Origin of the sequence: Streptosporangium sp. NPDC001559, from assembly GCF_042893955.1 — a bacterium.
Classification (GTDB): Bacteria; Actinomycetota; Actinomycetes; order Streptosporangiales; family Streptosporangiaceae; genus Streptosporangium.
The window spans coordinates 278,569-292,096 of record NZ_JBIAVG010000007.1 but is presented as its reverse complement, the minus strand read 5'-3'; the positions used below and the strand labels follow the sequence as shown (position 1 = coordinate 292,096).

Annotated in this window: 14 protein-coding genes; 11 read left to right on the top strand and 3 right to left on the bottom strand. The window is 68.9% G+C overall.

The window, feature by feature from the left end; genetic code table 11:
• The first annotated feature begins 402 nt into the window (after positions 1-402).
• The 5 genes from ACFYY8_RS18355 to ACFYY8_RS18335 all read left to right on the top strand — a co-directional run bounded on the left by ACFYY8_RS18355 (position 403) and on the right by ACFYY8_RS18335 (position 4,903).
• Positions 403-1,221, top strand: a complete 819-nt coding sequence (locus tag ACFYY8_RS18355; RefSeq protein WP_390042196.1) for a DUF4158 domain-containing protein — start codon at positions 403-405, stop codon at positions 1,219-1,221.
• Complete coding sequence (locus ACFYY8_RS18350; protein WP_390042193.1) at positions 1,191-2,159, top strand: hypothetical protein; 969 nt, start codon at positions 1,191-1,193, stop codon at positions 2,157-2,159. Before ACFYY8_RS18355 ends, ACFYY8_RS18350 begins: the two co-directional genes overlap by 31 nt.
• On the top strand, positions 2,126-3,427 hold the full coding sequence (locus ACFYY8_RS18345) for a transposase (protein ID WP_390042430.1): 1,302 nt from the start codon (positions 2,126-2,128) through the stop codon (positions 3,425-3,427). The genes ACFYY8_RS18350 and ACFYY8_RS18345 overlap by 34 nt, the downstream gene beginning before the upstream one ends.
• A 197-nt stretch (positions 3,428-3,624) precedes the next feature.
• On the top strand, positions 3,625-3,978 hold the full coding sequence (locus ACFYY8_RS18340; protein WP_390042191.1) for a hypothetical protein: 354 nt from the start codon (positions 3,625-3,627) through the stop codon (positions 3,976-3,978).
• Positions 3,971-4,903: a recombinase family protein gene (locus ACFYY8_RS18335; RefSeq protein WP_390042189.1), complete on the top strand. Its 933-nt coding sequence runs from the start codon at positions 3,971-3,973 to the stop codon at positions 4,901-4,903. Before ACFYY8_RS18340 ends, ACFYY8_RS18335 begins: the two co-directional genes overlap by 8 nt.
• 138 nt (positions 4,904-5,041) lie before the next feature.
• Here the strand turns inward: ACFYY8_RS18335 and ACFYY8_RS18330 are convergent, their stop codons facing one another.
• On the bottom strand, positions 5,042-5,608 hold the full coding sequence (locus tag ACFYY8_RS18330) for an ArsR/SmtB family transcription factor (protein ID WP_390042187.1): 567 nt from the start codon (positions 5,606-5,608) through the stop codon (positions 5,042-5,044).
• A 331-nt stretch (positions 5,609-5,939) separates the two neighbouring features.
• Between ACFYY8_RS18330 and ACFYY8_RS18325 the strand changes: the two genes are divergently transcribed.
• The 3 genes from ACFYY8_RS18325 (at position 5,940) to ACFYY8_RS18315 (ending at position 8,661) form a co-directional block, all read left to right on the top strand.
• On the top strand, positions 5,940-6,569 hold the full coding sequence (locus tag ACFYY8_RS18325) for a hypothetical protein (protein WP_390042185.1): 630 nt from the start codon (positions 5,940-5,942) through the stop codon (positions 6,567-6,569).
• A gap of 478 nt (positions 6,570-7,047) precedes the next feature.
• Entirely contained in the window at positions 7,048-7,899 is an 852-nt protein-coding gene (locus ACFYY8_RS18320) for a phosphotransferase (RefSeq protein WP_390042183.1), read from the top strand.
• Positions 7,900-8,235: 336 nt separating this feature from the next.
• Positions 8,236-8,661, top strand: coding sequence for a nuclear transport factor 2 family protein (locus ACFYY8_RS18315; protein WP_390042181.1), 426 nt, complete (start codon positions 8,236-8,238; stop codon positions 8,659-8,661).
• Between the two features lie 357 nt (positions 8,662-9,018).
• Here ACFYY8_RS18315 and ACFYY8_RS18310 read toward each other — a convergent pair whose 3' ends face one another.
• Complete coding sequence (locus tag ACFYY8_RS18310) at positions 9,019-9,579, bottom strand: GtrA family protein (protein WP_390042179.1); 561 nt, start codon at positions 9,577-9,579, stop codon at positions 9,019-9,021.
• 226 nt (positions 9,580-9,805) lie between these two features.
• Between ACFYY8_RS18310 and ACFYY8_RS18305 the strand changes: the two genes are divergently transcribed.
• Both ACFYY8_RS18305 and ACFYY8_RS18300 read left to right on the top strand, forming a co-directional pair.
• Positions 9,806-10,954 carry a sensor histidine kinase gene (locus tag ACFYY8_RS18305; protein WP_390042177.1) on the top strand — a complete coding sequence of 383 codons (1,149 nt, stop codon included), beginning with the start codon at positions 9,806-9,808 and terminating at the stop codon, positions 10,952-10,954.
• The gene (locus ACFYY8_RS18300; protein WP_390042175.1) at positions 10,951-11,667 is read left to right on the top strand and encodes a response regulator; all 717 of its coding nucleotides are present in this window, start codon (positions 10,951-10,953) and stop codon (positions 11,665-11,667) included. The genes ACFYY8_RS18305 and ACFYY8_RS18300 overlap by 4 nt, the downstream gene beginning before the upstream one ends.
• On the opposite strand, the gene ACFYY8_RS18295 is transcribed toward ACFYY8_RS18300, so the two are convergent.
• Positions 11,632-12,759 (bottom strand): alpha/beta hydrolase family protein, encoded by a 1,128-nt coding sequence (locus ACFYY8_RS18295; RefSeq protein ID WP_390042173.1) that lies wholly within the window; start codon positions 12,757-12,759, stop codon positions 11,632-11,634. The genes ACFYY8_RS18300 and ACFYY8_RS18295 overlap by 36 nt on opposite strands.
• A gap of 303 nt (positions 12,760-13,062) precedes the next feature.
• Between ACFYY8_RS18295 and ACFYY8_RS18290 the strand changes: the two genes are divergently transcribed.
• Positions 13,063-13,485, top strand: coding sequence for a hypothetical protein (locus tag ACFYY8_RS18290; protein WP_390042171.1), 423 nt, complete (start codon positions 13,063-13,065; stop codon positions 13,483-13,485).
• Positions 13,486-13,528 lie beyond the last annotated feature (43 nt).

The following is a 13,528-nucleotide window of genomic DNA, read 5'->3' as shown; positions in this document are numbered from 1 at the left end:
CAGGGCCACCCCGATGAAGGACGGTCTCCGCCCCGGCGCCGACGGGTGAGCGCCGAGTTGGACTCCCGGCCAGGACCTCGATCAAGGCCAGGCTCGTGCCCTGTCAAAGGCGCGAGCCTGGCGCGCACAGGCATGAGCGACCCCGCCCAAGGCGCTTCCCGGGCAGGACGCCCGCGATCATCGGACACACCTGACATCACCGTGGCGGGAGCCTCGCGTTCGGAACCCGTTCAAGCGCCCCGCGGCCGCCACGTCCACGCCAGGAGGGGTCCCCGTAGCAAACAGCGAAAATCCAACGGATACGGCTCTGAACTGCGGTTGCTGAGGTTTTTAGGATGGCTGTTGATCTCCTCGGCTACGGTTCGTCATGGTTCGTGTGTTCTGTGACGTCCGGGATGGTTGATGTCGACGCGGTTCCTGTCTGATGAGCAGTTGGAGCGTCTACGGTCGTTCCCTGACATTGGGCGTGAGGAGCTGAACAAGTACTTCACGTTGACGCCGCGTGAGCACGGGTTCCTGGACGCGCCGGGCCGCGGTCCAGAGGCCAGATTGGGGCTGGCCGTTCAGCTGTGTACGTTGCCCTGGCTCGGCTATATCCCCGATGACCTCCTGGAGATTCCGCAGGCGGCGTTGCTGCGGCTGGCGGGCCAGATGGCGGTGTTCCCCGGGATGCTGGAGGCATACGACCGGTCGACGCGCAAACGGCCTCAGACCCGTAGCGATCACCTGAAGCTGGTGATGAAGTACCTGACGTGGAAGAACCCCAAGCCGGGCAGTATCCAGTGGAAGGAACTGGAGCAGTTCCTCCTGGACCGGGCGATGGAGCACGACACCCCGAGTCTGTTGTTCCAACAGGCGGTGGAGCACCTGCAAGCTACCCAGGTGATGCGGCCCGGTGCGGTCACGCTGATGGAGCTGGTGACCACCGCCCGGAACGCGGCGGCAAAGCTGACCACCCAGAAGGTCGGGCACCTGCTCACCAGGCCGATGCGGTCGGACCTGAACCGGCTACTCGTGGAGGACCTGGAGATCGGGACGTCCAGGCTGCGATGGCTGACGACGCCAGCGGTGGAGGCGTCCGCCCCGGCGATCGGGGTGTCGGTCGACAAGCTGCTGTACCTGCGGGCGATGGACGCCCACCAGTTCGATTTGTCGATGCTGCCCGGGAGCGCCGCCGGTTCCTGGCCACGGTGGCTCGCCGCTCCACGGTGCAGGGCCTGAAACGGCGGGAGGAGCGCCGCTATCTGATCCTGCTTGCCCTGGTGGCCCAGTCTGCAGTCGACCAACTGGACGAGGTCATCGCGCTGTTCGACCAAGCGGTATCGGCCCGGGAGCCCCACGCGAAGGCCAAGACCGACGAGGCGCTCGCCGAGCGGGCCAAGAAGGGCGAGGCCCGCCAGTTGCTGATGGATGTGATCCTGCCGATCTTGGTCGACCCGGGCATCGACGGCGACCAGGTCGGCGGGATCCTGCGGGAGCGGATCGGGATGGACAAGCTCCGCGAGGTCTCGGCGATCAACTGGAAGCCGCTCCCCCGCGACCACGGCCGTTTGGCCGCGCTGGAGGCCTCCTACACCTACCTGCGCCGCTTCACCCCGAAGGTGCTGTCCACGGTCGACTTCCACGGCGGGCCTGGCACGCAGGACCTGATGACCGCGTTGAGCATGTTGAAGGAGTTGAACCGGACCGGCGGCCGGAAGGTCCCGGCCGGGGCGCCGACGTCGTTCGTGCCGGCCAGATACGCCGACTACCTCGCCAAGGCCCGCAAGGCGGGAGACGATACGGCGTTGCGGCACTACTGGGAGCTGTGCGTGGTTCTCGCCCTGCGGGACGGCCTGCGGTCAGGGGATGTGTTCGTCCCGGGCTCGCGCCGGTACGCCGATCCCGGGACGTACCTGTTCACGCCGGAGCAGTGGGAGGGCAAGCGGGCGTCGGCGAGGCGATCGACCACGTCAAGGAAGAGCTCCACCAGGCCCTCGAAGACCTGGAGGAGACCCTCACGAACGCCTCCCCGAACGACGTCGGCGCGGTCCGCTTGGATGAGGAGGGACGGCTGGTCATCCCACCGCTGTCGGCCGAGGACATTCCCGCGGAGGCCAAGGCGCTGCGGGAGGAGCTGGCGGGGATGCTGCCGTTCGTGCCGATCGCCTCGCTGCTGATCGAGTTAGACGTCCGCACGAAGTTCCTGGACTGCTTCACCCACGCCGGCGGCAGGAAGATCAACCTGTCGGTGGAGACACGGCGCAACATCCTCGCGGTGCTCATCGCGGGTGCCACGAATCTGGGATTGACCCGGATGTCGGAGGCCTGTGGCGTCTCCTACGACACCCTCGCCTGGACCCAGGAGTGGTACGTGCGAGAGGAAACGCTCCGCGAGGCCAACACGGTGCTGGTCAACCACCACTACCAGCTGGAGCTGGCCAAGAAGTTCGGCGGCGGCACCATGTCCTCCTCCGACGGGCAGCGCTTCCCCGTTCGCGGCAAGTCCCTTACCGGCCGAGACATGAACATCCACGGCGGGAAGGTCCTGTCGACCTACACCCATGTGTCCGACCAGTGGTCGACCTACGGCACCAAGCAGATCATCCCCACCACCCGCGAAGCCAACTACACCCTGGACGAGCTCCTCGGAAACGAGAGCGACCTGCCGATTCATGAGCACGCGACCGACACTCACGGCGCGACCTTGGTGAACTTCGGGTTGTTCGACCTGGTCGGCAAAGCATTGACGCCGCGGATTCGCGACCTGGGGAAGATCACCATGCTGCGGGTCGACTCCCCGGCCGCCACCAACGTGCTCTACCCGCACGCCGGGCCGCTGCTGGCCGACCGGTGGAACGAGGACCTGATCCGCGGCACCTGGGACGACATGCTGCGGATGGCCGGATCTCTGAAGTTCGGTGAGGCGACCGCGTCCCTGGTGGTCGGCAAATGGTCGGCGGCCTCCCGGCAGAACACCCTGGCCGCGGCGATCAAGGAGTGGGGACGCATCCGCAGGACCATTCACGCCGCCCGCTACCTGTCAGACCCGGTGTACCGGCGGAAGATCTCCCGGCAGCTCAACAAGGGCGAGTCCCTGCACGCGCTGCGCCGGGACCTGCACTACGCCCAGCAGGGCGCTATGGTCCGGCCGCAGCTGCAGGACCAGACCGAGCAGTCCTGGTGCCTCACCATCTTGACCAACGCGGTGATCACCTGGACGACCGAGTACTACGCAATGGGAATCAAGGAGTTGCGTGAGCAGGGCCGAGAGGTCCCCGACGAGCTGCTCTCGTTCATCGCCCCGGGCCACCGGGAGAACATCAACTTCTTCGGCTTCATCGAGGTCGACATCGAAGGCGAGACCGCCAAACTCGACGACGGATGGCGGCCACTGCGGCCCACCCTGGTGAACGAGGCCGGCACCACCTTCCTGCTCAACCCCTGACCGAGGAGCAGCCCGACGACAAGCGGGGGCGGAATCAATTGATTGCGCCCCCAGCGGCAGATCCAATCGGGACGCGGCCGTCATCTGCGCAAACAGCACGCCGATCCAATCGGATCCGACCAATACTTACGCCCCCCCTTTTCGCCCCCTAGGATGGGTGCGACGACCCGTCACCCGGCCCATCTGAAGGGGACATTGTGGCCTTGCTCAAGCAGACCGACTGGAACGACGCCGAGATCCCCTACACCGCGGCGGATGTCACCCGCTATGAGCACCGGGTCGCGCGGGTCCGCGCGGAGATCGTCGAGATCCGGTCCTCCGTCGAGGCCATGCGTGTGCAGGGCGGGGCGTTCCTGGACGAGGTCGCCGACTTCTTGGACCGGGAGGCCCTGCAACTGGAGCGCGTCAACGAGGCCGACGGCCCGGTCGATCTAGACTCGCGGGACGACGCTCGAGAGCAGAGCGGCTACGCCCCCACCAGCGCGCGCCGGGCCTTGCTCATCGCCCGCGCCTTCATCTGCGGCCTCCCCACCGGCGCCGGACATGGCTGACCGCATCTACCTGCGGCACTCCACCGACAAACAGACCGACGCCCGCCAGCGGCACGCCCTGGCCACTCTCCTGGCCGCAGGCGCCCCTGTCTACGAAGACCCCGCCACCTCCACCCGCCAGCTCTCCCTCGACCGCGCCGGATTCTCCAAACTGCTACACGAGGCCGCGATAGGTGACACGATCCGCATCGCCGACGCCGCCCGCCTGTTCCGTTCCGTCGCCGACATCCTCGCCCTGCGCCCGGTGCTCATCCGCCGCGGCCTGCACCTGCGGGTTGAATCCGGGCTGCTGTCCGGCATCGACCTGGCCAGCGACGACCCCGGCACCAAGATGATGGTCTCCGTCCTGGCCGCGGTGCTGGAGTTCCAGCGCGACATGATCAGCGAGAACACCCGCGAGGGCGTCGCCGCCGCCGAGGCCGCTGGCAAGACCCTCGGCCGCCCCGCCTCCCTCGACCAGAACAAGGCCACCACCATCGTGGAGGCATACCGCCAGGGCGCCGCCGTGAAGGCCCTGGCTCGCCAGCACCAGGTCGCCCCCAAGACCATCCGCCGCATCCTGGATGCCGCCGGAGCCCGGGACCTGCCCGGCCAGCTCGACCTGGTCCCGGCTGACCCCGGCGAGCGGCACAGCCCGCCCGAGCCGGACCTGACCGTGGTCCTCGATCTGCCCGGCCTGCTCGCCGACCACCTACGCACCGTCGGCGACGAAACCGTCCGCCAGGCCCTCGCCGCCGGGCAGGTCATCCGGCGCGGCCAGGGCCACTTGGTGGGCCTCGCGGCCCCGCTCGCGCTCCACCGCGCCGCGCTGGAGCAGAGCATCGCCCTCGCCGAGGGCGCCAACCCGGCCGCGCGCAAGGCCTACCGGGTGTACGCCGCCCGCATCACAGCCGCCGAAGCTCCCGAGCATGATCACCCTCGTTGAAAACTGATCGGCTGATCAGGACTCTGCGTCCTGCCTCTCACCGGCCCAGGCCGCACGGTGTTCACCGCCGCACGGAGTGGCGAACCTTCATGATCATCGCTACCGCCATTTTCTGCACCCATCCTCCTCAGAGGCCGGTCATTCCGGGTTGGGGAGATCGGCTGGTGGGCCCAGCGGGGGGTCGTTGGCCAGGTCGAACGCGGCGGCGAGGATGGTGAGGACCTGGATCGTGGCCTGAGGTGCCAGCTCGTACTCGCCGCGCCTTCGTTGTGTGATCAGCCTGGCGCTCTGTAGCGCGCGCAGGTGGTGATAGAGCTGGCCGCTCGTCTGCTCGCCGTCTCCGCCGAGGGAATCTTGGAGGTCGGTGCTGGTGCACCGGCCCTGTTGTACGAGCGCGGCGAGCAGCGCCAGCCGCGGCCGGCTGCCCAGGGACTCCAGGATGGCGGCCACTGGCGCCCAATCGGCCGACAGCAACTTGGCGAGAGAAAGCTGCCTGTCCCAGAGGTTCTCGCCGCCGGCCAGCCGTGCTGCTCCGACATAGCCCACCGTCCCGAGCCTGTTCTCCTCCTTCGCCTGGCGGAGCATGCTGGTGGCTGCCGTGGTGAGGGACGGCGACTTCGGGGGGCGCTGTGGGGCAGCGGTGTCGACTCGACTCTCCAGGTGGGCGATCCGGCGCTCTAATTCGGTGAGTTTGTCCTCACTCATCGCATCCTCCTACGCTATTCCATAGTTACGAAATAGCGTAGATGTCTGGTGCGGGTATGACAACGTCCTTGGTAGGCGAGGTGTCGGGTTGGGTCGGACCGGGGCGCCCTGCCGTGATCGCTCATGGTGGGTTTCCCCGGCCCGCCCGCCGCACCCGGCGTGCGCGTCTCCACGCACCGGGCGCTCCACGTGCCTTGCCCGCTGGTCAGGTTCCTGCGGGTTCGAGTGAAGAAGTGGTCCAACACTCAGTGGATAACGCCGTCACCGGGTCCTCGGAGCCCAGGACAGAACTCAGCGGATAAGAAGGCGTGATGCCATGAGCGCCCCCGTCGTGCCAATCCGTCCTGCCACCGATACCGCGGTGGCCGCCCGCGACGCCCTGGCCGCCATGCACCGCCACTTCGACCGGTACAAGCTGTCGGCCAACACCGCCAAGGCTTACAAGCGGCAGACGAGCGCCTACACCGCCTGGATGATCGCCCACGCCGACGACCACGACGACGCCTTCGCCGACGTCGTCGGCGCCGAGGCCACCCTCACTGCCTGGCGGCGGCACCTGACAGGCACCAGGGTCGCCCGCCTCGATCAACCAGGCCCCGGCCGCCGTAACCCTGCTGTACGCCCAACTCGGGCTGCGCATCGAGGTCAAGCGCGCCCGCATCCCAAACCCGGTGAGTCCGACGCCCTGACCCGGACCGAACAGGGCCGGGTGGAACGGGCCGCGGCCCGCCGCGGCGTCCGGGACCGCGCGATCGTGGCCACCCTGCTGTACGCCGGGACCCGGGCCGAAGAGTGCGCCCGACTGGAGGCCTACGACGTCATGCTGACCGCACGGACCGGGCACCTGAGGCTGCACGGCAAGGGCGATGAGATCCGCACCGCCCCGGAGCTCCCACTCAAGCCCATAGCAGAGATGATCAGCAAGAACCGCGGAACGCGAGAAACCGCAGGCCAAGCCTAAATCCGTTGGATTTTCGCTGTTTGCTACGGGGCCCCCAGGACAACCCCGGCCTCCGGCTTGGCAGAGCTTCTCCATCACCGCCAAGACGATCTGGCGTCGTGTCCGGTGCGACAGCACGCCGCACTACGGCGATCAGCGGCAGCTTACGTGTCCACTCCCCTTACCCTCCGGAACGCACACCGTGGGATGAGGGAGGCTCACCACGTTCCCAGGGGATCGACTACCCGGGTCCTCCGCCGACACCGGCGGTAAACCGAATGCGCGGAACCGACCGGGTGGTGTTGCATACAGACGTGACCGGCGGGCCCTCGCACTTCTCCAGGAGCAGTCGACCACACGCGGGTGCTGACGTGACGGCGGCCCCCCACCGGTCGAACCCGCGACACCCGCCGCTTCGACCCCTTCCCGCTGCTGCGCGCGCTCCCGAGCGGGCCGACGCGCTCACACATCGACTCCAGCAGGGAGAGGTACCGGACACGTGAAGGACACCGAGATCCCGCGGGCGGTGGCCGCGGCCGTCGACACGGCCGCCAAGTACGGTCTGGGCACCGACGACGCCGTTGTGCTGCACAACTCGAACCGGATCACCGTCCGGCTGCGGCCCGGCGGCGTGCTCGCCCGGGTCGCGCCCCTCGCGCACCGCCCCGACCCCGAGGTCGAGATCGCCCGGCGCCTCGCCGGGACCGGCAGCCCGGTGGCGGGTCTCGATCCGAGAGCCGAACCCCGCGTCCATGTCCGCGACGGCTTCGCCGTCACCCTCTGGACCTACTACGAGCCCACCGCCGCGCCCGAGAACCACCCGCCCGCCGCCTACGCCGACGCGCTGGCCCGGCTGCACGCCGGCCTGCGCCGCATCGACTTCACCGCACCGCGCTTCACCGACCGCGTCGCCGACGCCCTCCGGGTGGTCGAGGACCCCGCCGTCAGCCCGGACCTCGGCGCCGCGGAACGCGCCCTGCTGACCGACACCCTCCACGGAATCAGCCGCGCGATCCTGGACCGCGGCCCGCGGCAACAGCTCCTGCACGGCGAACCGCACCCCGGCAACCTGCTCGCCACCGCGGACGGACCGCTCTTCGTCGACCTGGAGACCGTCTGCCGCGGACCTGTCGAGTTCGACCTCGCGCATGCTCCGGAGGACGTCGCCGCGCACTACCCAGGAGCCGACTCCGGGCTGCTCGCCGACTGCCGGATCCTCACCCTCGCCCTCGCGGTCTCCTGGCGTTGGGACCGCGACGACCGACTCCCCGACGGGCGCAGAAGGGGCCGGGAGTGGCTCGCCCAGATGCGGGCCGGCCTCGACCGCCGGGAGCACACCGCCGGGCCGTGAGCAGACCCGCGCGGCGCAGGACAGCGAGGTGGCGGTGGCGTCCGGCCGTCTGACCGCCTGCTCAGGGGCTACGTGGTGGTGCGGACGGGCAGCGGGTCATCGTGAAGTCGAGCCTCCTCGCCCTGATCTCGGCGGATCGTCGTCTGTGCCCACCCTTGAACCTCAACTGCGGTAAAGGTCAAGTCGGCGCTCTCCCCGCGGGTGGGGGTCGGCCGTACGGACGGCGCACGGGCTGTCCCGGCAAGGCCGGGCCCTTCTCTCGTACCCGGCCTGCCCCCTATGTGAGAACCAGTGCTCCGTATGGTGTACGGTACGACGTACGATAAAAGGAGGAGCATGTACCAGCCGAGTGCCGAAGAACTGAAGAGCATCGAGGAATGGTTCGCCGACTACGATGCGCTGGCCGAGCAGGGCTCGATCGAGCAGTTGGCTGACCTGGCGGTCTTCCCGATGAACGTGGCCACCGACACGCCGGGCGGCTACGCGAGCGTCCGTCAGTGGACGCGAGCCGAGTATGTCGAGGCGATGAAGGAGTCCATGGGCGACGGCACCGCCGGGCTTGACCTGCGTTCGACGCGCACCCCGCGCTTTCTCACCCCGAACCTGGTGGTCGTGGAGACCGAGGCGACGATGACGATCGAAGGCCAGGAGCACCGGATGCACTACGCCGACCTGCTGGTGCGCGCGGAGAACGGGTGGGCGTTCCAGACCATGGTCCAGGGCGGCTGGGGTCACGGCTGGCCGTCCGCCAAGCGCGGCTGACCGAACCGTCTCCGGTCGGAGCACGTCTGGGCGCTGAGCCAACCCTTCCCGGAAGGGAAACGGTGCCGCCCGCGATGGGTCGCGGGCGGCACCGTTCGGGGTTCGCGGTGAAGCGTTCCTTCGCGGTCCGGTCATGACAGGTCCGGACACGACACACTCGGCACCGCCAGGACCGAACCCCGGCGGCCGGAGACGTTACGGGAAAGACCGCTTTTCAAACCGGCCGGGAACACCACCAGCCGTCTTGTCCACCGAGTTCCATCCCGCTTTTCCCCTGGCCGACGAAAGTGTCATCCGCCGGGAACACCACAACACTCGACGAAGAACGGCGCGATCCTGCTTCTGGATTCGCCGCAGTCAAGCCGCCTCGTCCGTGGCATCGGGAGCGGGGGCCAGCCGCACGCGGCCGGGCCGGATCTTCTCTTCGGGGAAGACCCACTTCCGGAACGCCCAGAAGCGGAAGACCATGGCGATCAGCGTGCCGACGACCTGCGCGCTCACGAAGTCGGCGATCTCCTGGGTCATCAGGCTCACATCTGGGGTCTCCAGGCCGAACGCGTATCGGGAGACCCATAGCGGTGCCGAGTTGAGCACCAGGCCGACGCCGCTGACCAGGAAGAACAGCGCCGCCTCATGACGGCGCTCACGGCCGCCCCTGGCCCGGAACGACCATTCGCGATTCAGCACGTAGGACACGATCGTCGCCACGAGCACCGCGATGATCTTCGCGGTCACGGGCTTCGGTTCCAGAACGGTCAGCTTCAGCCCATAGAACATCGCGTTGTCCACCAGGAACGCCGTTCCACCGACCGCTGTGAACTTCAGCAGTTCGCGGTGCTTCAGCGCAAGCGCGTGCAGCGGTTCCGGCAACTTCGCGAGTACCGCTTTTGCTATTCGGAGCACCCCCGATCTTCTCATCAGTCAGACGTTCCATGACAAGTTTGACGAACACGATTTGCCCGGCTGGAGCCGTACCCGACGGCGAAGCCGCGTGATCATGAGATTCGATGCGGAGCCGTAGTGCCTGGTGAGGCCTGCCGTGTGGCCTTGATCGGCGGCTTCTTCGCCGAGAACGGCGTGGTCCTTGAACTGGCCCGGCCCCGGGAATTCATCCTCATATGGCCCGTCCGTCTAGGGTGGGCGCATGGCCGAACGGCGTCCCTTGATCGCGCGCAGGCTGCGGCCGGGACACTGGGTCGCCGTCGACGCGTTCACGGCCGTCGCCCTGGCCGCCGGGTTCTCGGCGTCGGCGGTGCTGGTGCCGGAGTCCGCCCGAGTGCCGACGTACACGGCCGTGCCGGTGATCGCGCTGGCCTGCCTGCCGCTGGCGGGCCGACGCCGGTGGCCGGTGCCGGTCTGCGTGCTGGTCCTGGTGGCGGCGGTGCTCGCGCCGTTCACCGGCTGGGAGGAGTCGTTCGTGCCCTTGGCGGTCGCGCTGCACGCGGTGGCGCTGCTGGAGGCGCGCGGGACGGCGACGGCGACGCTGGTGTCCGCGCTGGCGGTGATCGCCGCAGGCTCCACGATCGGCTCGCCCTCATGGGCGGAGGCCGCGTCAACGTGCGGATTCGCCTGGCTGGCGCTCGGCCTGGCGTGGACGATCGGGCTTGCCGTACGGGAGCAGCGCGCGTACGCCGCGCAGGCCGTCGCGCGGTCGGCGCAGGCCGCGGCCACGGCGGAACGGCTGCGCATGGCCCGTGACGTGCACGACGTCGTCGCCCACAGCATGGGGCTGATCTCCATGCGGGCCGGCATCGCCAACCACATCGCCGCCACGCACCCCGAGGAGGCGAGCGAGGCCCTGTCGATCATCGAGGAGACCAGCAGGAAGGCGCTGGCGGACCTGCGCAGGCTCCTCGGTCTGCTCCGCGACGCCTCAGGAGACCGGGACGGCCCGCCGTACACGTTGGACTCGCTGCGCGAGCTGGTCGCGGCGATTCCGGCCGGCGACGTACGGGTGGAGCTCGACGTCGAGCCCGGCCTCGCGCTCGGCGACGAGGAGGCCCTCGTCGTCTATCGCCTCGTGCAGGAGTCGCTGACCAACGTGCTCAAACACGCCGGCCCGGCACGATGCCGGGTGACCGTCGGCCCTCGGGCGGAGCATGGGCTGGTGGTCGAGGTCGTCGACGACGGTCGTGGGGGTGGCCCGCGTGAGGGGGGCCACGGGCTGGCCGGGCTGGAGGAGCGGGTGATCCTGTACGGCGGAACGTTCTCGGCCGGGCCGGTGCCCGGAGGTGGCTTCGCCGTCCGCGCAAGACTGCTGTCGCCGGGCGATTCCGGGAAGGACGAGAAATGAGCACGTTCACGGTGCTGGTCGCCGAGGACCAGGCGTTGCTGCGCGCGGGGCTGTGCAGACTGATCGGCACCGTCCCCGACCTGGAGATCATCGGCGAGGCAGGGACCGGAGAGCAGGCCGTGGAGCTGGCCCGCGACCTCCGGCCCGATCTGGTGCTCATGGACGTCCGCATGCCCGGCCTCGACGGAATCAAGGCCACCGAACTGATCCGGGCCGACCCGGTGACCGCCGGGACGCGGGTGGTGATGCTGACCACGTTCGATCTCGACGAGTACGTCTACGGGGCGTTGCGGGCCGGAGCCAGCGGATTCCTGCTGAAGGACACCCGGCCGGGAGACCTGCTGGAGGCGCTGCGCATCGTGGGGGAAGGACAGGCGCTGCTGGCCCCGTCGGTCACCACGCGACTGATCGGGGAGTTCGCCCGGGCCGGATTCACCGGGATCCCGGCCCGGCTGGCGGCGGGGCTGACCCAGCTGTCCGGTCGGGAGCGGGAGGTGCTCCTGCTGGTGGCCCAGGGGCTGACCAACCCGCAGATCGCCGAGCGGCTCGGCATCGGGCAGGCGACGGTCAAGACCCATATCCGCAGCCTGCTGGCCAAGCTCTCCGCGCACGACCGGGCGCAGCTCGTCATCGCCGCCTACGAGGGCGGCCTGGTCACGGCCGGCGGGCGGATGCCGTCAGCGGCGGTAGGAGACCTCGGGGAAGGCCGCTGACGGGCCCCGCAGCAACGCCTGCGGACGGCCGCGCAGGTTCTGCTCGAAGAAGGCCAGCGGGTAGGCGCGCTGGAAGGCCAGCGCCCGCTCGGCCGGGATCGTGCCGACGACCTCCTCAAGCTGCTCCTTGCCCAGTCCCAGCGGCTTGGCCGACAGGGGGATGAGCAGGACGTCGTCGCCGAAGGAGTTGTGGGCCGCGCCCTTGAGGGTCACGTTGAGCCGCCAGCCCCGCAGCCCATCCCAGAAGGTGCGCAGTGTCGGATTGGTCGCCATGCCGCCCTTCCCGTCGGTGTCCACCACCATGTACGGCCGATCGAGTCCGGACTGCGCGACCTCGCCGAAGACGGCGCCGTCCAGGCCGAGCCCCGCCTTGATCCGCGGGTCGGCGTACATGGCGGAGGAGGTGGCCGCGCCACCGAGCGAATGCCCGAACATCCCGATCCGCGCGAGGTCGAAGAGCGGCTTCCCGTTACGGCCGGGCAGTTTGTCCTCCAGGGAGGGCAGGCTGTCCAGGACGAAACGCACGTCGGCCACCCGGACATCGACCGCCTTGGCGAAGTCGGTCACCTCGTCACCCGCCTCGACCCGGCCGCCGGGGAACTCCACCACCGCCGCGTCATAGGGATGATCGACGGCGACCACCGCGTATCCCCGGCTGGCCAGTTCCTCGACGACGCCGGTCCCGTACGCGCGCGAGGCGTTGGCGCCCGGCGAGTACAGGATGACCGGCAGTTCGCCCAGGCTCGTGTCGGCGGGCGCGCCCTCGTGGCCGTCGGTCCTGTCCATCAGCAACGAGCCCGGATCCAGGTCGTTCATTTTCAGGTACTGCTCCGCCGCCGCCTTCGGCATCCAGGGGGCGATCGGGTGGGCCTGCGCGTCCCGGGCCGGGTACCACAGGCTGACCATCAGCTCCCGCTTCCTGCCGGAGCCCTTCCAGGGATCCGAACGGGACTGATCGACCAGGTGGACCGAGACGGTCCCCACCGGATGCGGACCCGTCGGCTTCGGGATCGTCAGGCGTTGCGGTGGGGTGGAGCCGCATCCGGCCACCAGTGTGAGGGCCAGGGCGGCGATGACGAGTGCACGTTTCACCCTGTTCACGGTGTCAGTCGTGTACGGCTGCCGCCTCTGGCGTGAGGAGGACCTCCGGCTCAACCCAGGAAGGTAGCGCTCGACGGAGATCGTTTTCAGGGATGACGCTCACGACCGGATCCGGCCGTCAGCGGTGGACCTGCGGATTCAGGGCGCGGGTCACCGGCCTGCCTACTCCTTTCGGAGTAACGCGTACGGCGAACGGTGCAAGATCAGGTGACGATCGACGGACGACGCCTTCCCTCCGCTGCCCGGCCTAACGTTTCCCCTCGAAACAACGAGACGAAAGCTGGAGGAATCACCATGAACAAGCGAGTGATGACGGCGATCGCCGGGCTGAGCCTGACGGCCGGTCTGCTGGGATCGGCCTGGGCACCGGCCGGCGCCCAGATCGGTACGGCCGGCGAGGCCACCGCTGCGACGGCCGTTCCGAAGCCGCCGAAGGGAGCCAGGGCCGTGGTTCAGGTCAGTCCCAACCCCACCACCAAGCGGGGCCAGGAGGTGACGATCACCGGCCACTGCGGCGGCGGCAAGGAGCTCAAGGCAGTGCTCGCCGGAGTCGACATGGAGCACCCGACGCTGCGGAACATCCGCATCGTGAAGGACGACCCGAAGGGATTCGTGGCGAAGGCGACCCTCTCCCCCGGGATCGGTAACGGTGTCGGCCCTGTTTTCGTCGACTGCGGCGGTGAGGCGGGCGTGACCCTCCTGGTCACCCACGTCTGAGCGGATCCGGAGTCTCCGCGGTCTTGAGTCCGCCGGTCCACAT